Raw genomic sequence first — 588 nt, forward strand, 5'->3', positions numbered from 1 at the left:
AGCTAATCAAACAAAAACGTTACGATAACAGTCTAGGGGGCGTTTATATTGCCAGCGTGAAAAAATGGTTTCAAACTGGCGAAGAGGAAAAAACAAAGTATCTTGGTCTTGATAAGGTCATTGACAAATTAGGCGAGATTGATTGGAAATGTGCGGATAATTCTTTCATTAAAATGAACCGCACTTTGCTTGATGAAATCTTTTTGCAGATGGTCGTGACGGAAAATGCCGACCATATCAACGCAGAAAAGCACAGAATGGCGATGATGAGCGTAGAAAATCCGCTGGAATATGATTATTCAAGCGGTTGGGCGGAAATTTATGAGGAGGGTAAATAATGGAGAAATTAAAAAATTATTTTTACCATGTTTTTGTGGGACTTGACCAATTTTTAAATGCAGTCGCTGGCGGTGCCGCAGATGAGACTTTTTCAAGCCGTTGCTATCGTGGTGCGGTTCTTGCTAAACAGCCTAAAAAGCGTTGGCGTTTTTGGTTCACATTTGTCAATGGTTTGTTTTTTGATAGAAATCATTGCGAAATGGCTTATTTAAGCGAAATCCAACGCCGCCAATATCCGCCTGAGTTTTC

The 588-nt window shown here is 40.0% G+C and carries 2 protein-coding genes; both read left to right on the top strand.

Annotated features, from left to right (window positions below; translation table 11 throughout):
- Positions 1–338 (top strand): DUF4376 domain-containing protein (locus B0186_RS10455; RefSeq protein WP_143411966.1); only part of this gene is annotated, 338 nt, incomplete at its 5' end.
- On the top strand, positions 338–588 hold a 251-nt coding region (locus tag B0186_RS10460), incomplete at its 3' end, for a hypothetical protein (RefSeq protein WP_078219316.1). The genes B0186_RS10455 and B0186_RS10460, both read left to right, overlap by 1 nt.

Origin of the sequence: Canicola haemoglobinophilus, from assembly GCF_002015075.1 — a bacterium.
GTDB lineage: Bacteria > Pseudomonadota > Gammaproteobacteria > Enterobacterales > Pasteurellaceae > Canicola > Canicola haemoglobinophilus.